This is a genomic window from Pseudomonas sp. B5(2017) (assembly GCF_002112825.1).
Lineage (GTDB): Bacteria > Pseudomonadota > Gammaproteobacteria > Pseudomonadales > Pseudomonadaceae > Aquipseudomonas > Aquipseudomonas putida_Z.
Window position 1 is genome coordinate 73,353 of record NZ_NEIR01000007.1, and the last position, 24,105, is coordinate 97,457.

The 24,105-nt window shown below is 64.6% G+C and carries 26 protein-coding genes; 11 read left to right on the plus strand and 15 right to left on the minus strand.

From position 1 onward, the window contains the following. Positions 1-150 precede the first annotated feature (150 nt). Genes CAG00_RS12345 through CAG00_RS12355 form a run of 3 tightly spaced genes read left to right on the plus strand, consistent with a single transcriptional unit; the run spans position 151 to position 3,018 of the window. A complete protein-coding gene (locus tag CAG00_RS12345) occupies positions 151-1,272 on the plus strand; it encodes a glycosyltransferase family 1 protein (protein ID WP_025340498.1) in 1,122 nt (373 codons plus the stop codon). Further along, the gene (locus tag CAG00_RS12350) at positions 1,265-2,029 is read left to right on the plus strand and encodes a DUF2334 domain-containing protein (RefSeq protein ID WP_085664390.1); all 765 of its coding nucleotides are present in this window, start codon (positions 1,265-1,267) and stop codon (positions 2,027-2,029) included. Before CAG00_RS12345 ends, CAG00_RS12350 begins: the two co-directional genes overlap by 8 nt. Further along, positions 2,026-3,018: a lysylphosphatidylglycerol synthase transmembrane domain-containing protein gene (locus CAG00_RS12355; RefSeq protein ID WP_085592062.1), complete on the plus strand. Its 993-nt coding sequence runs from the start codon at positions 2,026-2,028 to the stop codon at positions 3,016-3,018. The genes CAG00_RS12350 and CAG00_RS12355 overlap by 4 nt, the downstream gene beginning before the upstream one ends. A gap of 308 nt (positions 3,019-3,326) precedes the next feature. On the opposite strand, the gene purU is transcribed toward CAG00_RS12355, so the two are convergent. Beyond that, complete coding sequence (gene purU / locus CAG00_RS12365; RefSeq protein ID WP_023662871.1) at positions 3,327-4,178, minus strand: formyltetrahydrofolate deformylase; 852 nt, start codon at positions 4,176-4,178, stop codon at positions 3,327-3,329. 284 nt (positions 4,179-4,462) lie between these two features. Between purU and mvaT the strand changes: the two genes are divergently transcribed. Next, positions 4,463-4,840, plus strand: coding sequence for a histone-like nucleoid-structuring protein MvaT (gene mvaT, locus CAG00_RS12370; protein WP_003259590.1), 378 nt, complete (start codon positions 4,463-4,465; stop codon positions 4,838-4,840). An 85-nt stretch (positions 4,841-4,925) separates the two neighbouring features. Here the strand turns inward: mvaT and sbcB are convergent, their stop codons facing one another. From sbcB to CAG00_RS12385, 3 genes are all read right to left on the minus strand, one after another. Beyond that, positions 4,926-6,359, minus strand: coding sequence for an exodeoxyribonuclease I (sbcB, locus tag CAG00_RS12375; protein WP_085664392.1), 1,434 nt, complete (start codon positions 6,357-6,359; stop codon positions 4,926-4,928). 75 nt (positions 6,360-6,434) lie between these two features. Next, positions 6,435-6,794 carry a PilZ domain-containing protein gene (locus CAG00_RS12380; RefSeq protein WP_025340502.1) on the minus strand — a complete coding sequence of 120 codons (360 nt, stop codon included), beginning with the start codon at positions 6,792-6,794 and terminating at the stop codon, positions 6,435-6,437. 123 nt (positions 6,795-6,917) lie between these two features. Continuing rightward, positions 6,918-7,304 (minus strand): hypothetical protein, encoded by a 387-nt coding sequence (locus CAG00_RS12385; protein WP_084785259.1) that lies wholly within the window; start codon positions 7,302-7,304, stop codon positions 6,918-6,920. 179 nt (positions 7,305-7,483) lie between these two features. On the opposite strand from CAG00_RS12385, the gene pyk reads away from it, so the two are divergent. Next, positions 7,484-8,938, plus strand: coding sequence for a pyruvate kinase (gene pyk / locus CAG00_RS12390; protein WP_013974057.1), 1,455 nt, complete (start codon positions 7,484-7,486; stop codon positions 8,936-8,938). Between the two features lie 125 nt (positions 8,939-9,063). On the opposite strand, the gene CAG00_RS12395 is transcribed toward pyk, so the two are convergent. Then, positions 9,064-9,984: an iron-sulfur-binding ferredoxin reductase gene (locus CAG00_RS12395; protein WP_085664393.1), complete on the minus strand. Its 921-nt coding sequence runs from the start codon at positions 9,982-9,984 to the stop codon at positions 9,064-9,066. Positions 9,985-10,353: 369 nt separating this feature from the next. Here CAG00_RS12395 and CAG00_RS12400 point away from each other — a divergent pair, with 369 nt between their 5' ends. Further along, the gene (locus CAG00_RS12400; protein ID WP_025340505.1) at positions 10,354-11,877 is read left to right on the plus strand and encodes a fumarate hydratase; all 1,524 of its coding nucleotides are present in this window, start codon (positions 10,354-10,356) and stop codon (positions 11,875-11,877) included. 119 nt (positions 11,878-11,996) lie between these two features. On the opposite strand, the gene CAG00_RS12405 is transcribed toward CAG00_RS12400, so the two are convergent. Next, complete coding sequence (locus tag CAG00_RS12405) at positions 11,997-12,869, minus strand: carbon-nitrogen hydrolase family protein (RefSeq protein WP_085664394.1); 873 nt, start codon at positions 12,867-12,869, stop codon at positions 11,997-11,999. Continuing rightward, positions 12,866-13,456 (minus strand): GNAT family N-acetyltransferase, encoded by a 591-nt coding sequence (locus CAG00_RS12410; RefSeq protein WP_085664395.1) that lies wholly within the window; start codon positions 13,454-13,456, stop codon positions 12,866-12,868. The genes CAG00_RS12405 and CAG00_RS12410 overlap by 4 nt, the downstream gene beginning before the upstream one ends. A gap of 115 nt (positions 13,457-13,571) precedes the next feature. Between CAG00_RS12410 and CAG00_RS12415 the strand changes: the two genes are divergently transcribed. Further along, entirely contained in the window at positions 13,572-13,970 is a 399-nt protein-coding gene (locus CAG00_RS12415) for a nuclear transport factor 2 family protein (RefSeq protein WP_025340507.1), read from the plus strand. A 118-nt stretch (positions 13,971-14,088) separates the two neighbouring features. Here CAG00_RS12415 and CAG00_RS12420 read toward each other — a convergent pair whose 3' ends face one another. The 6 genes from CAG00_RS12420 to CAG00_RS12445 all read right to left on the minus strand — a co-directional run bounded on the left by CAG00_RS12420 (position 14,089) and on the right by CAG00_RS12445 (position 18,936). Further along, complete coding sequence (locus tag CAG00_RS12420; protein WP_085601223.1) at positions 14,089-14,667, minus strand: DJ-1/PfpI family protein; 579 nt, start codon at positions 14,665-14,667, stop codon at positions 14,089-14,091. 51 nt (positions 14,668-14,718) lie between these two features. Next, on the minus strand, positions 14,719-15,876 hold the full coding sequence (locus CAG00_RS12425; RefSeq protein ID WP_085664396.1) for a phosphatidylserine/phosphatidylglycerophosphate/cardiolipin synthase family protein: 1,158 nt from the start codon (positions 15,874-15,876) through the stop codon (positions 14,719-14,721). Position 15,877: 1 nt separating this feature from the next. Further along, the gene (locus tag CAG00_RS12430; RefSeq protein ID WP_025340510.1) at positions 15,878-16,459 is read right to left on the minus strand and encodes a YceI family protein; all 582 of its coding nucleotides are present in this window, start codon (positions 16,457-16,459) and stop codon (positions 15,878-15,880) included. A 44-nt stretch (positions 16,460-16,503) separates the two neighbouring features. Next, complete coding sequence (locus tag CAG00_RS12435; protein WP_085664397.1) at positions 16,504-16,800, minus strand: amidase; 297 nt, start codon at positions 16,798-16,800, stop codon at positions 16,504-16,506. Next, complete coding sequence (locus CAG00_RS12440) at positions 16,797-17,876, minus strand: serine hydrolase (protein WP_085664398.1); 1,080 nt, start codon at positions 17,874-17,876, stop codon at positions 16,797-16,799. The genes CAG00_RS12435 and CAG00_RS12440 overlap by 4 nt, the downstream gene beginning before the upstream one ends. A gap of 172 nt (positions 17,877-18,048) precedes the next feature. Further along, positions 18,049-18,936 carry an acyl-CoA dehydrogenase gene (locus CAG00_RS12445; RefSeq protein WP_085664399.1) on the minus strand — a complete coding sequence of 296 codons (888 nt, stop codon included), beginning with the start codon at positions 18,934-18,936 and terminating at the stop codon, positions 18,049-18,051. Between the two features lie 160 nt (positions 18,937-19,096). Between CAG00_RS12445 and olsB the strand changes: the two genes are divergently transcribed. After that, positions 19,097-19,852, plus strand: coding sequence for an L-ornithine N(alpha)-acyltransferase (gene olsB, locus CAG00_RS12450; protein WP_015271672.1), 756 nt, complete (start codon positions 19,097-19,099; stop codon positions 19,850-19,852). Then, entirely contained in the window at positions 19,852-20,640 is a 789-nt protein-coding gene (locus CAG00_RS12455) for a lysophospholipid acyltransferase family protein (RefSeq protein WP_025340514.1), read from the plus strand. Before olsB ends, CAG00_RS12455 begins: the two co-directional genes overlap by 1 nt. Positions 20,641-20,963: 323 nt before the next feature. On the opposite strand, the gene CAG00_RS12460 is transcribed toward CAG00_RS12455, so the two are convergent. Beyond that, positions 20,964-21,548 (minus strand): ACP phosphodiesterase, encoded by a 585-nt coding sequence (locus CAG00_RS12460; protein ID WP_085664400.1) that lies wholly within the window; start codon positions 21,546-21,548, stop codon positions 20,964-20,966. A 150-nt stretch (positions 21,549-21,698) separates the two neighbouring features. Here CAG00_RS12460 and CAG00_RS12465 point away from each other — a divergent pair, with 150 nt between their 5' ends. Next, positions 21,699-22,001, plus strand: a complete 303-nt coding sequence (locus tag CAG00_RS12465; RefSeq protein ID WP_003258229.1) for a helix-turn-helix transcriptional regulator — start codon at positions 21,699-21,701, stop codon at positions 21,999-22,001. Positions 22,002-22,018: 17 nt separating this feature from the next. Beyond that, positions 22,019-23,068 carry an alkene reductase gene (locus tag CAG00_RS12470; RefSeq protein WP_013974072.1) on the plus strand — a complete coding sequence of 350 codons (1,050 nt, stop codon included), beginning with the start codon at positions 22,019-22,021 and terminating at the stop codon, positions 23,066-23,068. A 123-nt stretch (positions 23,069-23,191) separates the two neighbouring features. Here the strand turns inward: CAG00_RS12470 and CAG00_RS12475 are convergent, their stop codons facing one another. Then, positions 23,192-24,061 carry an ATPase gene (locus tag CAG00_RS12475; protein ID WP_085664401.1) on the minus strand — a complete coding sequence of 290 codons (870 nt, stop codon included), beginning with the start codon at positions 24,059-24,061 and terminating at the stop codon, positions 23,192-23,194. Positions 24,062-24,105 lie beyond the last annotated feature (44 nt).

The following is a 24,105-nucleotide window of genomic DNA, read 5'->3' on the forward strand; positions in this document are numbered from 1 at the left end:
GAGCAGGCAAGCCCGCGAAGAAGCCCACACCGATCCCCCGCCCCGCCCAACCCCGATCGAACAAACTATCCTTCTGATAGGTCAACCTTTAGGCGCGTCATCGCCGGCCCGTTAGCGCCGGATGACAGACCCGAAGACGATCCCGGAGGGATGCTGATCGTGCACATCGCCGACATCACCATGTTCTACGCCCCCGCCAGCGGCGGCGTACGTACCTATCTTGATGCCAAACACCACCGCCTCGACGCCATCCAAGGCGTCCGCCACAGCTTGCTGATACCCGGTGCCAGCGCCCAGCACGCCGATGGCATCTACCAGGTGCCCGCACCGCCGCTGCCGTTCGGCAATGGCTACCGCTTCCCGGTACGCCTGGCCCCCTGGTGCAATGTGCTGCGCAGGCTCAAGCCCGACCTGATCGAAGTCGGCGACCCCTACCTGACCGCCTGGGCTGCGCTGGAAGCGCGGCGCAAGCTCGATGTGCCGGTGATCGGCTTCTACCATTCCGACCTGCCGCTACTGGTCAGCAACCGCATGGGCAACTGGTTCACCCCCAATGTAGAGGCCTATGTCAGCAAGCTGTACGGCAATTTCGACCGGGTCCTGGCCCCCAGCCAGGTCATGGCCGACAAGTTGCGCCGCCTGGGGGTGCGCGATGTGCACGTGCAGCGCCTGGGCGTCGACCTGGCCACCTTCCACCCCAGCCAGCGCGACCCGCAGTTGCGTGCCGAACTGGGCATTGCCGACACCAGTCGCCTGCTGATCTACGCCGGCCGTGGCTCGCGGGAAAAGAACCTGCCGGTGCTGCTCGAGTGCATGCAGCACCTGGGCCACCCCTACCACTTGCTGCTGGTGGGTTCGAACATGCCGGCCAACGTGCCGCAGAACGTCAGTGTGATCGATCACTTCTGCCCGGCTCCGGAAGTCGCCCGGCTGATGGCCAGCGCCGACCTGCTGGTGCACGCCGGCGACCAGGAAACCTTCGGCCTGGTCATTCTCGAAGCGATGGCCAGCGCCACGCCGGTGGTGGCCGTGCGCGCCGGTGCTTTCGGCGAAATCGTCAACGAACAGTGCGGGCGCCTGTGCCGCCCCAACGATAGCAAAGCCATGGCGACGGCCGTGCAGGAGGCGTTCGAGGCCGGCGTGCGCAAGCTCGGGGCTCAGGCCCGTCGCCATGCCGAGCAGCAGTATTCGTGGGACCACGTGGTCGCCGGCCTGCTGCAGCACTACCAGGCCGTGCTTGGCCACCAGCCGCAGGTCCGTGCCCATGGCTGAGCCACTGCCGCCAACGCGCAGCCTGATGCTGGTGCTGCACGATGTCGCGCCCGAGACCTGGCCCGACTATCAACCCTTCGTCCAGGCCGTCGACGCCATCGGCGGCATCCCCATGACCTGGCTGGTGGTGCCGGACTTTCACCACCGCAACCCCCTGCAGCGCTCGCCCACCTTCTGCCGCTTGCTCGACCGGCGCCTGGCCCAGGGCGACGAGCTTGCCCTGCACGGCTTCTACCATGCCGACAACGGCCCGCCACCACGCACGCCAGGCGAATACTTCATGCGCCGCATCTATACCCATGAAGGCGAGTTCTACGCCCTGGACCAGCAGCAGGCCCTGCAACGTCTGGAGCACGGCCTGGCCCTGTTCGCCCAGCAGGGCTGGCCGGTGGCCGGCTTCGTCGCGCCTGCCTGGCTGATGAGCGAAGGCACCCGCCAGGCACTGCGCCGCCTGCCGCTGCGCTACACCAGCACGCCACAGCACTTGTACCGTTTACCAGACTTCACCGCGATCAAGGCCCCGGGGCTGGTCTGGAGTGCCCGCAGCGCCTGGCGTCGCGGCCTGTCACGGGTGCTGTGCGACTGGCAATGCCGGCGCTGGCACGACGCCCAGACCCTGCGCCTGGGCCTGCACCCGGTGGACATGCGCCATCGCGCCTCCCGCGACTATTGGCTGAACACCTTGCACACGCTACTGGCACAGGGCCGCGAGCCCCTGACCAAGTCCACCTGGCTCGACCGCCAGGCCAGCGCATGAACCGCTTGGCCTGGCTGGCCCTGGCACTGCTCGGTGCCGTGCTGGTGCCAGCCCTGCTCGGTGGCAGCGAGCTGCTACCGAGGTTGCAGCGCTTCGCCCCCAGCCTGATGCTGACCCTGCTGGGCATGATCCTGCTGTGCTGGGTCATCAACGCCATCCGCTTGCGCCTGTTGCTCGGCCAGCAAGGAGCAAGGCTTGGGCGCCTGCGTAGCCTGGGTGTGGTGATGGCTACCGAGTTCGCCATCTGTACCACCCCCGGCGGCAGCGGCGGCCCCTTGACCCTGATGGCCCTGCTGGCACGCGACCGGATCGGCCCGGCGCGCAGCGGCGCGGTGTTTGCCATGGACCAGCTGAACGACCTGGTGTTCTTTTTCTGCGCGATGCTGGCGATTGCCGGCTATGCACTGTTCCACAGCCTGGGCCGCAGCCAGGAAAGCATGTTGCTGGGCAGCGCGTTGCTGTTGTGCACGGCACTGGCCGGGGTGATTGGCCTGCTGCGCTACCGGCGCACGGTGATGCGTGTGAACGGCAGGTTGCTGCGCCGCCTGGGCATGAGCCGCCAGCGCAAGTGGCGCTGGGCGCGCAAGCTGCTGCGCTTCATCGACGCACTGGCGCAGACCTGGCGCCTGCCCAAGCGCACGCTGACCCTGGTGTTCACCCTGACCTGCGCCCACTGGGGCCTGCGCTACAGCGTGTTGTATCTGGTATTGAGGGGGTTGGGGGTAGACCTGGCGTGGATCCCCAGCTTTTTGGTGCAGATGCTCTCGCTCAGTGCCGGCCAGTTCAGCCTGCTGCCTGGCGGTGCCGGTGCCGCCGAGCTGACTTCGGCCAGCCTGCTGACGCCACTGGTGGGCAGTTCGACCGCGGCTGCGGCGATCCTGATATGGCGGGCGGTCACTTACTACTTTTATCTGCTGGCGGGTGGGCCGGTGTTTGTGTGCCTGCTGGCGCGCCCGCTGCTGGAGCGTTGGCGGCGTCAGGCGGGTTGAGCTGCTGCCAAAGTTCGGCGGCGCCGGGGAAATCGGTGCCATCGGTGTCGGCCAGGGCTTCGGGGTCGTAGCGGGCCAGGCAGCCTTCACCGAGGGTGGGTGGGGGTGAGGCGGTGGGTTGGTTGCGCTGCTTGGCCATCGGCTTATCCCTCAGATTGCTGGGGGCGCTTCGCGCCCCTTTCGCGACACAAGGCCGCTCCTACAGGAGTTACGCGACGCAGTGCCGGTACGCGATCCCTTGTAGGAGCGGCCTTGTGTCGCGATGGGCTGCAAAGCAGCCCCAGAACCTCACAGGCAACCAGTCTGTATCAGTCAAACACCACAGTCTTGTTGCCATGCACCAGCACCCGGTCTTCCAGGTGATAACGCAGGCCACGGGCCAGCACCATCTTCTCCACATCACGGCCAAAGCGGACCATGTCATCGATGCTGTCGGCATGGCTGACACGCACCACGTCCTGCTCGATGATCGGGCCGGCGTCCAGCTCTTCGGTGACGTAGTGGCAAGTCGCGCCGATCAGCTTCACACCACGCAGGGCGGCCTGGTGATACGGCTTGGCGCCGACGAACGACGGCAGGAAGCTGTGGTGGATGTTGATCACTTTTTCAGCATAGTCCTGGCACAGTTGCGGCGGCAGGATCTGCATGTAGCGGGCCAGCACCACCACGTCGGCGGCGTGCTCCTGCACCAGACGCGAAACTTCGGCAAAGGCCGGGGCCTTGTCCTTGGGGTCGACCGGTACATGGAAGAACGGAATACCGTGCCACTCGACCATGCTGCGCAGGTCGTTGTGGTTGGAGATCACGCAAGGGATCTCGCAGTCCAGCTCATCGGTGTGCCAGCGGTGCAGCAGGTCGGCCAGGCAGTGCGACTCGCGGCTGGCCATCAGCACCACGCGCTTTTTCTGCGCCGAGTCGGTAATGCGCCAGGTCATGGAGAACTCTTCGGCGATCGGCGCAAACGCCTCGCGGAAGGCTTCGATACCGAATGGCAGCGATTCGGCGCGGATTTCATGGCGCATGAAGAACCAACCGCTCTGCTCATCGGAGTGGTGGCTGGCTTCGTTGATCCAGCCATTGTACAAGGCCAGGAAATTACTGACTTTCGCCACGATGCCAACACGGTCGGGGCAGGCGATCACCAGACGATAGGTGCGCATGAATGAGACTCCAGAACTTCGCAAAGGCGCTCATTCTAGCGGCCCGCCAGGAAAAACGCAGTATTGATCGCAGCGGCCGTGGCCTGTGTTCCTGACGAGATGCACTGCCGGCATTCTCTGACAGACATGACGAAATGCAGGGTTAATTGTAAATTTTTGTTCACGTAGAGAATTGGTTGTCACAGCTTAGTTAACAGTTAATTGCCCAACAATATGTTTACTTGCGAGTATTGCCTGTCTATTATTGCCCCACACATTTCTGAACACGCATTAAGGAACACTCCATGTCCCTGATCAACGAGTACCGCGCTACCGAAGAAGCCATCAAGGAACTTCAGGCCCGCCTGGCCAACCTGTCGCAGGATGACAAGCTGAAGAAAGAACTGGAGTTCGAAGGCAAACTGCGCACACTGATGGGCGAGTACTCCAAGTCGCTGCGCGACGTGATTGCCCTGCTCGACCCAGAGTCGAAACTGAGCAAGGCACCTCGTGGTGCGGTCAAGACTACCGCCACCAAGCGTGCACGCAAGGTCAAGCAATACAAGAACCCGCACAACAATGAAGTGATCGAAACCAAAGGCGGCAACCACAAGACCCTGAAAGAATGGAAAGCCAAGTGGGGTGGCGATGTGGTTGAAAGCTGGGCGACCCTGCTGGACTGATTGTCCGCACACGCCTGCTGCTTATCGCAACAAGAACGCCGGCATATTGCCGGCGTTTTTGTTTGTCCGCGTTTTGTGTCAGCGCTCAGCCAATTGCAAACTGTGCCTGCAATTGCCGGGCATGTACCTGCCACGCGTCCAGCACGCGCCGCCCCGCCTCGTCGGCGCCCTCCCAGGCCTGCTGCCGCGCCTGTTCGAAGTCGCCCAGCGTATTCGGCGCACCCCAATGCGGGTCGCTCAGGCGCTGCTGGCAGAAGCTGAACCAGCGTTGCCGCTCTTCGCCGGTCAGGGTCTCGGGGAAGTTGCGCGCCCGATAGCGGAACAACAGTTCAGGCAGGCGCGGGTCATCGAACATCCACTGCCCACGGCCCAACTGCGCCGGTTCCAGTGCACGAACTTGCTCACATAAGCGGCGGTCACGGTCCCCCAGAAAACCGTCATACAACTGTTGTTCCGGGTCTTCACTCGGGGCGAAGTCTTCCTTGCCGTAGATGTGTTCCAGCTTGTCTTGCCATTGCGCCTGTTGCTTGGCCAATTCTTCGCCGCGCAATTGTAACAACGTCAAGTCCAGACCCAACCGTTGTTGATCAGCCGGGCGCAATACCGAAAGTGGCGCCAGTACCGGGCAGCGATTGATCTGCACCAATTTGAGCGGCACGGGTAATTCGCCTTCGGCCAGTTCTTCATGGCGGGTATACAAACGCTGGCGTAGAACTTCAGCACTTTCCCGTAGTAACGGTAGGGTTTCCTGATGCAGGTCGCACACAATCAGTGCATTGCGATTACGCGGGTGCCAGGCCAGTGGCAATACGACACCAAGGTAATTGCGTGCCGCCGAGAAGCGCCCGGATATATGCACCAGTGGCTGCAACAAATGGATCTGCTCCATCACTTTATGCTTGCTGCGCAACTGGAACAGCCAGTCATACAACTTGGGCTGTTTCTGCCGGATCAGGCGGGCCAGGGCGATGGTTGCCCGCACATCGGAAAGCGCTTCGTGGGCATGCCCATGGTCGATGCCATTGGCCTTGCTCAGCAGCTCCAGGCGCAGGCTGGTGCGCCCATCCTGCTGCGGCCACTCGATGCCGTCCGGGCGCAATGCATAGGCCGTGCGTACGATGTCGATCAGGTCCCAGCGGCTGTTGCCACCCTGCCACTCTCGGGCATAAGGGTCGAAAAAGTTGCGGTACAGGCTGTAGCGGGTCACTTCGTCGTCGAAGCGCAGGGTGTTGTAGCCGGCGCCACAGGTACCAGGGTGCGCCAGCTGCGCATGCACCCGGGTCATGAACTCGGCTTCGCACAGGCCCTGTTCGGCCAGCAGTTGTGGAGTGATGCCGGTCACCAGGCAGGCGGCCGGGTGCGGCAGGATATCGTCGGAGGGCCGGCAATAAAGGCTGATCGGCTCGTCGATTTCGTTGAGGTCGAAGTCGGTGCGCACGCCGGCCACCTGCAGCGGCCGGTCGCAGCGCGGGTTGATGCCGGTGGTTTCGTAGTCGTGCCAGAAAATGCTGGAGGTCACGGGGTCGTCCTGTATCGAGGTCGACCCGATTCTAGCGCGATTCTGGCGCGACTCCAGCGAGCCTGGGCCCGAGGCTCAGGCAGAGGCGTTGGCGGGGCGGAAACTGAAATAGTCGCGCAACGAGCGGACGAATTCGTCGTACTCGCGGGGCGCCTGCAGCAGCATGAAGCCCGAATCGTAGTGCCCCGGCGTCTGGTCTTCACGGCACCACAGGCAGCTGGCGGTAAGGTTGACGAACTGATGCCCGCCACCAACCAGCGGCAGGCGTAATTGCAGATCGTAGTCGGGCCCGACCAGCACAGGTAGCTGGCTTATCAGCATCAGCCCGTCTTCGGAGGCGTTGCCCAGCTGGCCGATGGCCTGGCCGGTAATGCGGTTGAACACCTTGAGAACACAAGGCAGCTGATGGCGTTCGATGTGGCGCTTGTTGAACATGATCGCAAGTGCAGTCCGTATCCGATGCCAGGAATACGTGGAACTGGCGGTTGTTGTAACAGCTGAGTTACAGATTAGCGCAGCACGCGCGGCAAATCCCGTGAAATAAATCACACCTTGGTGTTAACGCCAAGGTGCGGCGCTCACCGGGTTTGCCACGGCGGCTTCGGCGCCGCGCAAATGGCCGAGTTTCTCCAGGGTCTGCAGGCGTGCCTGGGCACGATAGGCGTATTCATTGCCCGGGTACTGCTGGATCAGGTACTGGTAGGTCTGCGCCGCATCCACGTACAAGGCCTGGCGCTCCAGGCACTGGCCGCGCAGCAGCGACACCTCGGGGTGGATGAACGGTCGCGCACGGCTGGTGCGGTCGACCTGCGACAGCTCGAGCATGACCCGTGCGCAATCGCCACGGTCGTAGGCGCGGTAGGCATTGTTCAGGTGGTGGTCCATGGACCAGCGGGTGCAGCCGACGGCGCTGGCCGCCAGGGCTAAAACGATCAGGGCTCGCATGGGGGTCTCCTTTGATGCCAGTGTATCGGCCTTTGCCGGCAAATCTTCACACCCTTTTGCAAGGATACCCTGCCCGTTCAAATGCCACCCTGCCTTGGTCGCAGGTAGTGCAACGGAACAATGACTACAGCGAGATTCAGGAGTAGCCTTTCGCTGCGCTTCACTATAGGAGTCTGTGCATGAGCATCCGCCGTACCAAAATCGTCGCCACCCTTGGCCCCGCCAGCAACTCGCCGGAAGTGATCGAACAGCTGATCCTCGCCGGCCTGGACGTGGCACGCCTGAACTTCTCCCACGGCACTCCGGACGAGCACAAGGCCCGCGCGCGCCTGATCCGTGACATCGCCGCCAAGAACGGCCGCCATGTTGCACTGCTGGGCGACCTGCAGGGTCCGAAGATCCGCATCGCCAAGTTCGCCAACAAGCGCATCGAATTGAAGATCGGTGACAAGTTCACCTTCTCCACCGCCCACCCGCTGACCGAAGGCAACCAGGACATCGTCGGTATCGACTACCCCGACCTGGTCAAGGACTGCGGCGTTGGTGACGAGTTGCTGCTCGACGATGGCCGCGTGGTGATGCGCGTCGAGACCGCCACCGCAGATGCCCTGCACTGCGTGGTGATCATCGGTGGCCCGCTGTCGGACCACAAAGGCATCAACCGTAAAGGTGGCGGCCTGACCGCACCGGCCCTGACCGAGAAAGACAAGGCCGACATCAAGCTGGCCGCGGAAATGGACCTGGACTACCTGGCCGTGTCCTTCCCGCGTGACGCCAGCGACATGGAGTACGCACGCAAGCTGCGTGACGAAGCCGGCGGCAGCGCCTGGCTGGTGGCCAAGATCGAACGCGCCGAAGCGGTGGCCGACGACGAAACCCTCGACAAGCTGATCCTCGCCTCCGACGCCGTCATGGTCGCCCGTGGCGACCTGGGCGTGGAAATCGGCGACGCCGAGCTGATCGCCATCCAGAAGAAGATCATCCAGCACGCCCGCCGCAACAACAAGGCGGTGATCGTGGCGACCCAGATGATGGAGTCGATGATCCAGAACCCGATGCCGACCCGTGCCGAAGTGTCCGACGTGGCCAACGCCGTGCTGGACAACACCGACGCGGTGATGCTGTCGGCCGAGAGTGCCGCCGGTGCCTACCCGATCGAAGCCGTCCAGGCCATGGCCCGCATCTGCCTGGGTGCCGAAAAGCACCCGACCAGCCAGAAGTCCAGCCACCGCCTGCACACCACCTTCGAGCGCTGCGACGAGAGCATCGCGCTGGCGGCCATGTACACCGCCAACCACTTCCCGGGCGTGAAGGCGATCATCGCCCTGACCGAGAGTGGCTACACCCCGCTGATCATGTCGCGCCTGCGTTCGCACGTGCCGATCTTCGCCCTGTCGCCGCACCGCGCTACCCAGGCCCGTGCCAACATGTTCCGCGGCGTGTACCCGATCGCCTTCGACCCGGCCTCGCTGCCGGCCGACAAGGTGAGCCAGGCAGCGGTCGACGAACTGCTCAAGCGTGGCCTGGTGGAGCAAGGTGACTGGGTAATCCTGACCAAGGGTGACAGCTACCACACCATCGGTGGCACCAATGGCATGAAGATCCTGCATGTCGGTGATCCGCTGGTCGGTTGATCCTGCTTGAAAGGGGGCCGCTTTGCGGCCCTTCGCGACGCAAGGCCGCTCCTACAAGGGATACGCATTCCCCTGTAGGAGCGGCCTTGTGTCGCGAAAGGAGGGCAAAGCCCTCCCCTGCTCACTCAGGCATGCTCGACAAACACATCGGCAAACACCTGCCCCCGCGGCACCCCGGCAATGAACAGCCGCCGGGCAAACCGCTCGACACTCCCCGGCGCCCCACACACCAGCGCCACCGTCTGCCGCGATGACGGCCGCAACCCGGCCAACGCTTCATCCAGCTGCTCTGCCAGTACCAACTCGACATTCACATCCGCCATTTCCCGCAACGGCTCGGCCAGATAATGCCCAACGCCCTCGCGCGCCACATGCATGACCCTGATTTCCCCTTGGTGCCCCTGCCGCAGAGCCTCGCGCAAGATGCTCCACAACGGCGCCAGCCCGGTCCCCGCCGCCAGCAACCACAGCGGCCGCTGCTGCCAGTCCGGGTCGTAATGCAAGGCCCCACCCCTTAGCTCGCCCAGGCGCAGCACATCACCCAGCTGCAAGCCACGGGCCTTGTCACAAAAGGCGCCGGGGTGCTGGCAGTCGATATGAAACTCGAGGAAATCATCTTCGCCCGGCAGGCTGGCCAAGGAGTAAGGCCGCGCCACCGCGCCATTCCACAGCACCACATGCTGCCCCGCCTGGTAACGCATTGCCCGTTCGGGCCGCAGCCGCACGCGCAGCACATCGCCGAACCAGTCCAGGGCACAGACCTGCGCCGGCACGCCATCCTGCTGCGGGTCGAACAGCGCCACGCGCAGGTCCTCGACTACCCGGCACTGGCAGGCCAGGCGCCAGCCCTGGGCATGCTTGTCCTGCGCCAGGGCCTCGGGCATGGCATCCAGCGGTTGCCCGCCCAGGCAGTGCACCAGGCAGGCATGGCAACTGCCGGCGCGGCAACTGTAGGGCACATTCAGCCCGGCCTCGTTCAGGGCATCGAGCAGGTTGCTGCCGGTCGGCACCGCCCAGCGGCGCTCGCCCACGCAAAGTTCGGGCATGTTCTGGTTTCTCTTCCCGCTTTGGATTGCTGGGGACGCTTTGCGCCCCTTTCGCGACGCAAGGCCGCTCCCACAAAGGCACGGCGTACACCGGCCCATGTGGGAGCGGCCTTGTGTCGCGAAAGGGCTGCGCAGCAGCCCCAATCGATTTTACGGCCAGCCGCGCAACCCAGCAGCAAAAAGAATGCCTGCCACCTGCCGACCATGGTCCAGACCGGCCGCAGGTGTGCCCGGCACGGATGCGCGCTATACTGCCGCGCCTTTTTCCGTCGGCCTGACCTGCCGGCGCCTTGCAAGGCGCTTCGACACGCTGGTCGGCACCGTCGAGCGCCGTAATGAATGTTCCCGTCTTTAAGAGGAGCGCGCTGCATGACCGTGATCAAGCAAGACGACCTGATTCAGAGCGTCGCCGACGCCCTGCAATTCATCTCGTACTACCACCCCGTCGATTTCATCCAGGCCATGCACGAGGCCTATCTGCGTGAAGAGTCGCCTGCTGCGCGCGATTCCATCGCCCAGATCCTCATCAACTCGCGCATGTGCGCCACCGGCCATCGCCCGATCTGCCAGGACACCGGTATCGTCACCGTGTTCGTGCGCGTGGGCATGGACGTGCGCTGGGACGGCGCCACCCTGAGCGTCGACGACATGATCAACGAAGGTGTGCGTCGCGCCTACAACCTGCCAGAAAACGTCCTGCGCGCTTCGATCCTGGCCGACCCGGCCGGTGCCCGCAAGAACACCAAGGACAACACCCCGGCAGTGATCCACTACTCCATCGTCCCCGGCGACAAGGTCGAGGTCGATGTCGCAGCCAAGGGCGGCGGCTCGGAGAACAAGTCGAAGATGGCCATGCTCAACCCGTCCGACTCGATCGTCGACTGGGTACTGAAGACCGTCCCGACCATGGGCGCTGGCTGGTGCCCGCCTGGCATGCTCGGCATCGGTATCGGCGGTACCGCCGAGAAGGCCGCCGTGATGGCCAAGGAAGTGTTGATGGAGTCCATCGACATCCACGAACTGAAAGCCCGTGGCCCGCAGAACCGCCTGGAAGAAATCCGCCTGGAGCTGTTCGAGAAGGTCAACCAGCTGGGCATTGGCGCCCAGGGCCTGGGTGGCCTGACCACCGTGCTCGACGTCAAGATCATGGACTACCCGACTCACGCCGCTTCGCTGCCGGTGTGCATGATCCCCAACTGCGCCGCCACCCGCCACGCCCACTTCGTGCTCGATGGCTCCGGCCCGGCCGAGCTGGAAGCGCCGTCGCTGGACGCCTACCCGGAAATCGTCTGGGAAGCCGGCCCGAGCGCCCGTCGCGTCAACCTCGACGCCATCACCCCGGAAGAAGTCGCCAGCTGGAAGCCGGGCGAAACCATCCTGCTCAACGGCAAGATGCTGACCGGCCGCGATGCCGCGCACAAGCGCATGGTCGAAATGCTCAACCGTGGCGAAGAGCTGCCGGTGGACCTGAAAGGCCGCTTCATCTACTACGTTGGCCCGGTCGACCCGGTCGGTGACGAAGTGGTAGGCCCAGCCGGCCCGACCACCGCCACCCGCATGGACAAGTTCACCCGCCAGATCCTCGAGCAGACCGGCCTGCTGGGCATGATCGGCAAGTCCGAGCGCGGCCCTGCCGCCATCGAAGCGATCAAGGACAACAAGGCCGTGTACCTGATGGCCGTCGGCGGCGCTGCCTACCTGGTGGCCCAGGCCATCCGCAAGTCGAAGGTCCTGGCCTTCGCCGAGCTGGGCATGGAAGCGATCTACGAGTTCGAGGTCAAGGACATGCCGGTGACCGTCGCCGTGGACAGCAACGGTGAGTCGGTACACATCACTGGCCCTGCCCTGTGGCAGAGCAAGATTGCCCAGAGCCTGGCAGTCGAAGTGAAGTAAGCCTGATGTAACAGTGTCGCCTTCTTCGCGGGTAAACCCGCTCCCACAGGGACAGCGCAAGCCTGGGGCTACGCGCTACCTGTGGGAGCGGGTTCACCCGCGAAGAGGCCGCCCCTGTTCTACACAATTCTTTCGAACTGCTCCGGCCAGTCCCTGCGGGTAAACACCTGCCCTTCCCGCCTCACCCGCCGTACTTCCTCAAGGTCCACCTCACAGACCAGCCACTGACTGGTTGCAGGGCTCGATTCTTCACTCAAGGCCACCACCCCATCCCCCGGCATCCCATGATCCGGCGGCACGAACAGCCCTGCCCGGCCGATATTCTCGTCCAGCGCCGGCGACCAGGGCGCCAGCCCGACCGTAGGGCTCTGCAACACCGCAATCTGGTTCTCCAGCGCCCGCGCCTGGGCACCGATACGCACCCGGTGGTAACCCGCCTCGGTGTCGTTACAGCTCGGCGCCAGGATCAGGTCGGCACCACCCTCGGCCAGACGCCGTGCCAGCATCGGGAATTCGTTGTCGTAGCAGATCAGGATGCCCAGGCGCCCCAGTTCGGTGTCGAACACCTGCAACCCCTGGCCTGCGGCTATATCCCATTGCTCCCGTTCGAAACGGGTCATCATCAGCTTGTCCTGATAACCCAGCACGCCCTTGGGGCCGAACAACCAGGCACGGTTGCGGTAGCGCCCATCGCGGTCCAGCACCGGTATGCTACCCGGTTGCAGGTAGATTCCCCAGCGCCGGGCAAGGCTCTCGCACAAGGCCTTCCAGGGCTCGATCAGCGGCTGGATGCCGACGATGGAGGCCTTCAGGTCACCCCGCTGCTCGGCACTCAGCTGCCCGCTGAGCACCAGCCCGGCGTACTCCGGCAACAGCAGCAGGCGGGCCCCCGCCTCCACCGCTTCGGCACACAGGCCTTGCAGGTGGTCGGCGTAGGCCTCCCAGGTTTCATGCAGCTCGATGGCGTACTGGCAGGCCGCCAGACGGATCATATCGGCAGTTCCTTGAGCCAGAACGACATCAGCTTGTCGGAGCTTTCCTGCTCGTCCAGGTCGCGCCAGGCGTAGCTGGTGCGCAGCGACGGGTCGTGCAGGAAGCCGCGGTTACGCCAGAAGCCATGCAATGGCTTGTAGTCCGCTGGCCGCCGTGGATGCACGCCTGGCCGCTCGACCGCACAGAACGCGCAGTAGTCGAACTCGGCCAGCTTGTGTGCGTAGGACTCGCGCTCGATGAAAAAGCGCACCCCCAGGCCCTGGCCACGGTAGTCGCGCAGTACCACCGATTCACCGAAGTAGTACACGCTGGCCGGGTCGCGCCCCTGGGCCAGGAACGGCTGCTGGAACTCGGGGGCGACATCCACCAGCGGCAGGCCGGTGGAGGCGCCAACGACCTTGCCGTCGTCCAGTGCCAGCACCACCAGGCTGCGCCCGGAGCGGGCATAGGTGGCCAGGTAGTCGGCCTCGTACTCCGGGGTGCCGTCGTAAAGGTAGGGAAACTCGCGGAACACGGTAAGGCGCAGGCGAGCGAGGTCATCGATGTAAGGCGCGATAGCGGCGCCGTGCAACAGGCGTATTTCCATGCTTGGCGGTCGTTTTGTCGATGTGGATGACGCGCTCGGCTAAGCCGGGCTTGAGGGGAAACCCTATCATCCGGAGCAACGACCCGCCTTTTCCCTCCACGACAGGTATTGTTCCATGACCGCTACCGAACTGGTAAATGCTTACTACGCCGCCTTCAATGCTGGCGACATGCCGGCCTTTCTCGCCCTGCTCAGCGAGGATGTGATCCACGACATCAACCAGGGCGAGCGGCAGATGGGCAAGGCCCGGTTTGCAGCGTTCATGGACAAGATGAACCGCTGCTACCGCGAGCGCCTGGCCGATATCGTGGTGATGCAGAACGCCGACGGCAGCCGCGCGGCGGCGGAGTTCACCGTGCATGGGGAATATCTGGCCGATGACGAAGGGTTGCCGGCGGCCAACGGGCAGACCTATGTACTGCCGGCGGGGGCGTTTTTCTATATCCATTGCGGGAAGATTGCCCGGGTGACCAACTACTACAACCTCAATGACTGGGTTGAGCAGGTGGCCTGATTAGAGTGTATTGCCTGTACTGGCCTCTTCGCGGGCACGCCCGCTCCCACAGGGATCCCACACGACTTGAGAGCAGTGAGGTACATGTGGGAGCGGGCATGCCCGCGAAGAGGCCCTGTCAGGCAATACGGGTACCAAGCACCTTGAGGAATGCCGCCAGCCACGCCGGATGCGCCGGCCATGCCGGTGCCGTCACCAGGTTGCCGTCCACATGCGCCTGGTCCACCGCGATATCGATGAATGTCCCGCCCGCCAAGCGCACTTCCGGGGCGCACGCCGGGTACGCACTGCATTCGCGCCCTTCCAGCACGCCGGCCGCCGCCAGCAACTGGGCACCATGGCATACCGCCGCGATCGGCTTGCCGGCCTGGTCGAACGCCCGCACCAGCTCCAGCACCCGCTCATCCAGGCGCAGGTACTCCGGTGCACGTCCACCCGGGATCAGCAACGCGTCGTAACCCTCGGCACGCACCCGCACGAAATCGTAGTTCAGGGCAAAGTTGTGCCCCGGTTTTTCGCTGTAGGTCTGTTCGCCCTCGAAATCATGAATCGCGGTACGCACGGTCTGCCCCGCGACCTTTTCCGGGCATACCGCATGCACCGTGTGCCCGACCATGCTCAGCGCCTGGAACGGCACCATGACTTCGTAATCTTCGACGTAGTCGCCGACCAACATGAGAATTTTCTTCGCCGTCATCGCACCCACTCCTTCGATTGCCTTGAGACAGTCACTGCACGATAGCCGGTCTCAGTCGCGACGGTCGAGCAAGTTGACCACCAACCGGTCCAGCCAACCCCACAACCGCTGCTTGAGCCGGCGCCACAGCGGCCGGGCATTCCAGTGGCCCAGGTCGACCACCTCGCTCAAGGCGAAATCACGCTCGAAACTGGCTTGCACGGCAGCCGTCAGCGGCGGGTCGAGTGCCTCGATATTGGCCTCGAGGTTGAAGCGCAGGTTCCAGTGATCGAAGTTGCATGAGCCGATACTGACCCAGTCGTCGATCAGCACCATCTTCAGGTGCAGGAAACACGGCTGGTACTCGTAGATGCGCACCCCGGCGCGCAGCAGACGCGGGTAATAGCGGTGCCCGGCGTAACGTACCGAGGGGTGATCGGTGCGCGGCCCGGTCAGCAGCAGCCGCACATCGACCCCCTTGCCGGCAGCCCGGCGCAGCGACCGGCGCACGCTCCAGGTCGGCAGGAAGTAAGGCGTGGCCAGCCACACTCGCTGCTTGCCGCTGTTGATCGCCCGCACCAGCGAATGCAGGATGTCCTGGTGCTGGCGGGCGTCGGCATAGGCCACCCGGCCCATGCCCTGCCCCTGCGCAGGCACCTTGGGCAGGCGCGGCAGGCCAAAGCCCTCGGCGGGGCGCCAGGCAGTGCGACGGTTGTTGGCGTGCCACTGGCGGTCGAACAGCAACTGCCAGTCGCTTACCACCGGCCCCTGCATCTGCACCATCACCTCGTGCCATTCACTGGTCGCCTCGCCCGGTGTCCAGAACTCGTCGGTGACGCCCGTGCCGCCCACCACTGCCCAGCGCTCGTCCACCAGCAGCAACTTGCGGTGATCGCGGTACAGGTTGCGCAGGCCACGCTTCCAGCGCAGGCGGTTGTACCAGCGCAGGTACACACCTGCGTCCAGCAGGCGCTGACGCAACTGGCTGTTGAAAGCCAGCGAGCCATAGTCGTCGAACAGGCAGCGCACCCGCACGCCACGTCGGGCAGCCTGCTCCAGCGCTTCGACCACCGCATCCGCGCAGTCACCGGCTTCGACCAGGTACAGCTCCAGGTCGACCTGGAACTCGGCGCGCATGATCGCCAGGAGCATGCGCGGAAAAAACTCGGGGCCGTCGATCAGCAGTTCGAACTGATTGCCATCCCGCCAGGGAAAGACCGGCCCCGGCATGTCAGCGGGCGGTGAAGATCAGCACCGCGCTAACCGGCACCGACGGGTTGATGGACTTGAGCCCGGCGAGCTTGCGCAGGCGTTGCAGCCCCGGCAGCAGGCCGAAATCCTCGGCGCGCAGCACCAGGGGCTCAAGGGTCACCACCTGGAAGCGTCGCTCGTCCAGGCGGGTGGCCAGCAGCAGGGCGTTGTAGCTGTGCGACTGGCCATGCAGGGTCACCGTCAATGGCAGGCGCAATTCGATCTGGGCACCGTTGGCCAGGTCGTTGATCGGCCGCAGGTCCAGTTGCGCCTGCACCTTGGCTTCGGCAAAGCGCTCGACCTCGAACAGGTCCTCGCGCATGCGTTCATCACGCAGCGGAATACCGCTGCTCACCGAGTCCATCTCGATGCTCAACCCGGCCACACCCTTGCGGTCGACCGTGCCATGCAGCACCAGGAAGCGGTGCACTTCGGCGGTGTTACCGTTCTTGCCGGTAATGAACGAAAGGCGCGAAGACTCGCCATCGAGGTGCCAGTTGGCATGGGCGGGCAGGCAAAAAGCCAGCAACAAGGCGGGCAGCAGGCGGGGCAGCTTGAACATGACAGATCTCGTGAAACCAGGCCGCCAACCTTACCCGCCCGCCTTCACGGCAGCAAGCGGCAGCCCTCGCGCGGGCCTTGCCAGGCGGCCTGATTGCGACGGCCCAGGCCTTCAGCGGTGATCTGCCGCTGTTGGCTGTCTTCCTCCAGCAGGCTCAGCGGCAGCCATTGCTTCACGTAGCCTTGGCAATGCGCCGGCTCGAACCCCATGACGAAGCGGCACGAGCAATATTCCTTGGCCGAGTAGGCCGAAAGGATACCGGGGAAGTCCGCCAAGGCCTGGCGCTCGTGCCAGGCCCAGTACACCAGCCCCAGCAACACCACCAGCAGCCCCCGCTTCATGCCCCCTCCCCAGCCAGCGCCGCGAGTATCCGCTTGAGCAGTTCGTCGTGCTGGTAGCTGCCGTCGCGGTCATCGGCGTAACGCACGATCACCAGCTTTTGCGCGGGTAGCACGTACAGCGCCTGGCCCCAGTGGCCAAGGGCTGCGTAGGTGTCTGCGGGTGCACTCGGCCAAGGCCGTGCAGCGCCGGCCAGCGGCTGGTTGAGCCACCAGTGGCCACCGGGGTTGGCCTCGCCGGGCAGCGCTTCGGCCTCGGCAAACGGCGTGCGGTTGAAAGCCACCCAGGGCTTGGGCAGCAATTGCCGATCCTGCCAGCGCCCGTCGCGCTGCATCAGCAGGCCGATGCGCGCCAGGTCGCGAGCGCTGAGGTACAGGTAGGACGAACCCACATAGGTACCTGCGCGGTCACGCTCCCATACCGCGCTGTCGATCCCCAACGGAGTGAACAGCGCATGCCAGGGGTAGTCGGGGTACTGACCGGCATCGAGCATGCCGCGCAACGCGGCGGCCAGCAGGTTGCTGTCGCCACTGGAATAGAGAAACCGCTGGCCCGGGCTGGCCACCGCTTCCCGCGCCGCCGCATAGGCCGCCATGTCCTCGCGGCCACGGGTATACAGCATGGCCACCACCGAGGACTTGAGCGGGGCGTATTCGTAGTCTTCCTGCCAGTCCAGGCCGCTGGCCCAATGCAGCAGATCGGCCATGCGCACGCCGGGATGGGCGTGCATGGCCGGGTAGAAGCGGGTGACCGGGTCCTGCAGCTGGAAGCGGCCTTCGCCCTGGGCTACGCCCAATAGCGTGGCGAGTACGCTCTTGCTGATCGACCAGGTCAGGTGGGCGGTGGCGGCGGTGCTGGGGGCGGCGTAGCGTTCGTGGAGGATGCGGCCGTCGCGGATGATCAGCAAGGCGTCGGTGCGGATGCCGCTGCGTTCGGGGGTGGTGTGTGCGGGGAAGGCGTAGGCGTCGACGGCTTGCCAGTCGAGGGGGGTGTTGTCGATTGGCCAGTCGGGTTCAGGCCAGTCTTCGGCCCGGGCACAACCCGCAAGCAATATCAGGATGATCAACAGTACCTTCATCGTGATCGCCATTATTGGGGCCGCTGCGCAGCCCTATCGCGACACAAGGCCGCTCCTACAGAGGAACGCGTCAAGTTCAGGCTGACGCTGTACCTGTAGGAGCGGCCTTGTGTCGCGAAAGGGCCGCAAAGCGGCCCCAGGATTCATCGGATCACACAAGCCTATCAGGCATTCATGACAATCCCGCAGCAGCCCAAGCCTTGTTCAGCCGCTTCTCCCGCGCCGCCGCCGCCAGCGCCATCACCCCCTGGTCACGCTGCCAGATCTGCGCCCACTGCGCCGGCCCCGCCGCCAACGCAGCATCGATCTCCCCTCGCAGCGCCTGGAACTGTGCAAACAATCCCCCCAGCAACAAATGGCAGCCAACGCTATCGGCGCACTGCCGGCTACCTTCGGCACACCCGGCCAGCAGCCCAAGCAACTGCAGGCGCAGGGCCTGCGGCCAGGCGCACTCCTGCCCCACGCCATACAGCCAGGCCGTCAACGCCGTAAGCACATACAAGTCCTCCAGCGAACGGAACGGCTTCACATAGGCATCCCAACCATCACCGGCCAGCAACTCGCACGCCGCCTGGTCCAGCACCAGTCGCCCATGGCCCACCTCCGGCATCAGCGGCAGGGTCGGCAGCGCTTCCAGCGTCACACCAGGCTCCCCGGGGTAGACCACCGCCAGGTTCAACTGCGGCGCCGCGCCCGTCGCCTCGCAGCGCGCCGCCACCAGCAGCCATTCCGCCTCCAGGCCGGCAGTGACGAAGTCCTTGCTGCCGGTCAGCCGCAAGCCGTCCAGGCGCGTGCGCATCTCCGCCGGCCGCACGCTGCGCCGCTCGGTGGCGCACAGGGCACCGAGGCTCGGTGGAGCACTGGGCCACAGCACGCGCAAGGCGGCCTGGTAGCCGACCAGGAAGGCCAGGCCCGGGGTGGCCATCGCGCGCCCGCCGAGCACCGCCAGTTCGAACGGGGCAACCGGGCCAAGGCGCTCGAGCAGCGCGGCATAGGTTTCGCCCAGGGTGCCCGCCAGCGCTTGGCGAAGCGGGTCGTTGAGTCGTTGCAACCAGGCCATCGGTCGGCTCCTTGCTGAAGGGCTTTCAGTTGAGGCTCAGGGGGTGTCACGCAAGCATCACCAAAGATTCACAGGGGTGACACCCCATCTACCTAGGCTGACTTTGCACAACAAAGCCGACCGGCCGCAACCCTTCATGGCTGGCTTATGGAGACTCGTAATGACTCGGATCGCTCACGCTGGCGACAACAGCACCGAACGCCGTCTGCAAGCCGAACGCCTGGTTGGCGCCGCGGCCCTGCAGGAAGCCCAGGCCCTGCGCTACAAAGTGTTCAGCGCCGAATTCAAGGCCAAGCTCAAAGGAGCCGAGCAAGGCCTGGACATGGACGACTACGACGTGCACTGCCGCCACATTGGCGTACGCGACCTGAGCACTGGCGAGCTGGTTGCCACCACCCGCCTGCTCGACCATCAGGCCGCCAGCAGCCTGGGCCGCTTCTATAGCGAAGAGGAATTCAGCCTGCACGGCCTGTTGCAGCTGCAGGGCCCGATCCTGGAGCTGGGCCGTACCTGCGTAGCCCCCGATTACCGCAACGGCGGCACCATCGCCGTGCTCTGGGGCGAACTGGCCGAAGTGCTCAACGAAGGCCGCTACAGCTACCTGATGGGCTGCGCCAGCATCCCCATGCAGGATGGCGGGGTGCAGGCCCACGCGGTAATGCAGCGCCTGCGTGACCGCTACCTGTGCACCGAACACCTGCGCGCCGAGCCGAAGAACCCGTTGCCCAACCTGGCCCTGCCGAACAACGTCATTGCCGAAATGCCACCGCTGCTCAAGGCGTACATGCGCCTGGGCGCGAAGATCTGCGGCGAGCCGTGCTGGGACGAAGACTTCCAGGTGGCCGACGTGTTCATCCTGCTCAAGCGCGACGAACTGTGCCCACGCTACGCCCGCCACTTCAAGGCAGCGGTCTGATGCCGAAGCTGCGGGTAATGGCCCGCCTGACTCGACTGCTGCTGGTACTGCTGCTGGGCATGCTGATGGCCAGCGTGATCGCCCTGGGCGAACGCCTGGGGTTCAAGGCGCCCATCGAGCGCCGCCAGCGCTGGACCTGCCTGTTCATGAAGCGCCTGGTCGCGGCCCTGCCCTTCGATGTGCGGGTGGTCGGCGAGTTGCCGCAGCGGCCGATGCTGTGGGTCAGCAACCACGTGTCCTGGACCGATATCCCCCTGCTCGGCATGCTGCTGCCGCTGTCGTTCCTGTCCAAGGCCGAAGTGCGCCACTGGCCGGTGGCCGGCTGGCTCGCGGAAAAGGCCGGCACCCTGTTCATCCGCCGTGGCGGGGGCGACAGCCAGCGCCTGCGTGAACAGATCGCCGGGCAGCTGGGCCTGGCCCGGCCGCTGCTGATCTTCCCGGAAGGCACCACCACCAGCGGCCGTACCCTGCGCACCTTCCATGGTCGCCTGCTGGCAGGCGCCATCGACCGTGGCGTGGCGGTGCAGCCGGTCGCCATCCAGTACCTGCGCGATGGCCAGATCGACCCGATTGCACCGTTCATTGGTGACGATGACCTGGTGTCGCACCTGATGCGCCTGTTTGCCCTGCCGCGGGGCGAGGTATGCATTCACCTGCTGCAGCCGATCGGCAGCGTGGGCAAGGAGCGAGCGGTGCTGGCGTTGCAGGCGCAGCAGGCGATTCACCTGGCGTTGTTCGGGGTTGAAGAAGTTGAGCTGGCGCCACGGCGGCAGGCGCGGGCTGCCTGAGTTTTATGCACTGCCTGTTCTGGCCCCTTCGCGGGTGAACCCGCTCCCACAGGGACCGCACTCATTCTGAGTTCTGTGGTGTACCTGTGGGGAGCCACAGGGACCGCACTCATCCTAAGTTCTGTGGTGTACCTGTGGGAGCCACAGGGATGGCACTCATCCTGGGTTCTGTGGTGTACCTGTGGGGAGCCACAGGGATGGCACTCATCCTGAGTTCTGTGGTGTACCTGTGGGAGCCACAGGGATGGCACTTATCCTGGGTTCTGTGGTGTACCTGTGGGAGCGGGTTTACCCGCGAAGAGGCCGGCAACGCCAACCCAGCACTAACTGTCAGACATCCGCCCCGCTGCTGCAAACGCCTGCAACTGTGGATAAAACTCCCTGAAGTCCGCCAGCAATGGCTCATACAGCCGCTCCAGCTCCCCCATCACCCCAACCATCCCCTCCGGCCGCGACAAGCGCCGGGCAATACCGTTGAACACCTGCTCCAGCGTGGCAAAGTCGCCATACGCCCCCAGCCAGTCATCCGCCGCCATGAACGGCGCAATCCCCGCCAGCCGCCCCGGCAACTCGGGCTCCGCCAGCAACACCCGATAAAAGTCCCCGGTGAACTGCGCCAGCGGCTGCTCGGCATAATCCCGCCAATGCCGGGCCAGGCAATGGTCGAAAAACACATCCAGAACAATGCCGGCAAAGCGCCGCCGCTCCCGCGGAAAGCGCGCCAGTGCCGCCAGCACCAACGGGTGCTGGTCGGTATAGCTGTCGATATGCCGGTGCAGCCGGATGGCCGCCTCCAGCGCAGGCGGGAAGCGCCCTTCCAGCGAGCCTTTGACGAAGTCGCCATACAGGCTGCCAAGCAGTTGTTGCGGCGCCGGGCCGCCAAGGTGCAGGTGTGCGAGGTAGTTCATGAGCGCAGTCTAGCACCGCCGCCGCCTATATCGTTATAACGCGATATAGCGATTCGTGCTCAGCTCAGAACCTCTTCATATTTGTATATCGGGAATCCACGATTTACATTTCGCCCTATCGCGATATACCGCTACAACGAGCCTCAACCCATGCCTCTCGATCTCGACGAAATCATAAAAGCGCTGGCCCACCCGGTCAGGCGAGAAATCCTCAGCTGGCTGAAGGACCCGGCAACGCAATTCCCCGACCAGTACCACAGCACCGAGAACGGTGTGTGTGCCGGGCAGATCGACCAACGCTGCGGCCTGTCGCAGTCGACCGTCTCCGCCCACCTGGCCACCCTGCAGCGCGCCGGGCTGATCAGCAGCCAGAAGATCGGCCAATGGCACTTCTTCAAACGCAACGAAGCCACTATCCAGGCGTTTCTCGAACAACTGCGCCAAGCACTCTGAACAGGCAGGTAACCGTCATGACCACGCTTTTCGATCCGATCACCCTGGGCGACCTGCAACTGCCCAACCGCATCATCATGGCCCCGCTCACCCGCTGCCGGGCCGACGAAGGCCGCGTGCCCAATGCGCTGATGGCCGAGTACTACGTGCAGCGCGCCAGCGCCGGGCTGATCCTCAGCGAGGCGACCTCGGTCAGTGCCATGGGCGTCGGCTACCCGGATACCCCTGGTATCTGGAACGACGAGCAAGTGCGTGGCTGGAACAATGTGACCAAGGCCGTGCATGCCGCTGGCGGGCGCATCTTCCTGCAGCTGTGGCACGTTGGCCGCATCTCCCACCCCAGCTACCTGAACGGCGAGCTGCCGGTAGCCCCCAGCGCGATCCAGCCCAAGGGCCATGTAAGCCTGGTGCGCCCGCTCAGTGACTACCCCACCCCACGCGCGCTGGAAACCGAAGAAATCATCGACATCGTCGAGGCCTACCGCAGCGGTGCCGAGAATGCCAAGGCTGCCGGTTTCGATGGCGTGGAGATCCACGGTGCCAACGGCTACCTGCTCGACCAGTTCCTGCAGAGCAGCACCAACCAGCGCACCGACCGCTACGGCGGCTCGCTGGAAAACCGTGCGCGGCTGCTGCTGGAAGTGACCGATGCGGCCATCGAGGTGTGGGGCGCAAACCGCGTGGGCGTGCACCTGGCGCCGCGTGCCGATGCCCATGACATGGGCGATGCCGACCGTGCCGAAACCTTTACCTACGTGGCCCGTGAGCTGGGCAAGCGGGGTATTGCCTTCATCTGCTCGCGGGAAAAGGAGGCCGATGACAGTATCGGCCCGCTGATCAAAGAGGCGTTCGGTGGCCCGTACATCGTCAATGAGCGGTTTGACAAGGCCAGTGCCAATGCAGCCCTGGCCAATGGCAAGGCCGACGCCGTGGCGTTTGGCGTGCCGTTCATTGCCAACCCTGACCTGCCGGCGCGGCTGGCGGCGGATGCGCCGTTGAACGAGGCGCGGCCGGAGACTTTCTATGGCAAGGGGCCGGTGGGGTACATCGATTATCCGCGGTTGTAACTGAAATCGCCGGGGCCGCTTTGCGGCCCTTTCGCGACACAAGGCCGCTCCTACAGGGGAACGCGATTTCCTGTAGGAGCGGCCTTGTGTCGCGATAGGAGGGCAAAGCCCTCCCCTACAATGTCACGGCCGGGCATTGATCTGCTGCTGCAGGTTCTGGATCTGGCTCTGCAAGGTATTCAGGTTGCGGGTCGTCTGCGCCCGGAAGGCGTCGAATTCCTGCACCGAAGCACCACTGGACGCCGCCGCGGCCGGGCGGTTGTCGATCTGGCTCTTGAGCACCAGGATGTCCTGCTCCAGGTCCTGGATGGCCGCGCTCGGGTTACCCTGCTTTTTCAGCGCTGCCACCTCGTTGCCCAGGCTCTTGAGCTGCCCGTCCAGCTTGGCGCCATCAGCCTGCGCGGCCTTCAGCGCAGCAACCTGTTCGTTCAGGCCCTTGAACTGCGTATCCAGCTTGCCACCATCGACCTGCCCCGAGCGCAACGCGGCCAGCTCACCATTCACCGCCTTCAGCTGCGCCTGCAACTGGGTTTGCAGCTGGGTCACGACCTTCTGCTGTTCACGGGTATCGGCCAGTACCTGCTCCAGGCGCTTGCCCAGATCGCCGGTCTGCCCGGCCACACCCTTCTGCAACTGGCGCAGCTGCAGCTTCAACGCCTCGCTGTTGGTAGTGGCGCCGGATTCGCTGGCCGCCACCTTGCCGCTGATCGCCTGCAGGCGCCCGGCAGCCTCTTCGCTGATGCGGGCGAAGCTTTCCTGGGTCGCCACCAGTTGCTGCTCCATCAGCGAGATCTGCTGGAAGCTCCACCAGCCAAGGCCCGCCAAGGCGATGAACGAGGCCCCGAGCAATGCCCATAGCGGCGCCGTGCTGGCACCACGAGCGGCTTTCTGGCGGCTGCGCACCACGTGCGCCGGCATCAGTTCGTCATCGTCATGGGTGCCGGCCCGCAGGCTAGGCACGTCATCGTAGTCATCGTGAGCATGGTTACGCATGGATACATTCAACCGCGGTAGTCGCAAAGAGGCACGAGTATAAA